This is a genomic window from Bradyrhizobium uaiense, from assembly GCF_010811875.1.
In the GTDB taxonomy this organism is placed as follows: Bacteria; Pseudomonadota; Alphaproteobacteria; order Rhizobiales; family Xanthobacteraceae; genus Bradyrhizobium; species Bradyrhizobium uaiense.
Window position 1 is genome coordinate 1 of record NZ_VKHP01000878.1, and the last position, 246, is coordinate 246.

1 pseudogene is annotated in these 246 nt (G+C 69.5%); it reads right to left on the reverse strand.

Going from position 1 to position 246, the window contains the following annotated elements:
* Positions 1-246 (reverse strand): annotated as a pseudogene (locus tag FNJ47_RS52430) (hypothetical protein); the annotation flags it as partial.

The following is a 246-nucleotide window of genomic DNA, read 5'->3' on the forward strand; positions in this document are numbered from 1 at the left end:
GCGGGTGCAGCCCGGCACCACGCTCGATCTCGCGGCGCTGCGCGCACGGGTGACGCAGGCGGCGCCGACCGCAAGCGTCGACGATCACCGCGCCTGGATCGAGCGCATGCGCTCGATGACCGGCGCCGACGAAATGCAGCACCTCGACGATCGGACGGTTGGCGGCCATCGCGCCGCGGGTCGCGAACGACACCGAGATGATGGTGGCGATGATCACGAGGATCAGGATGCCGATGCCGGCAAACA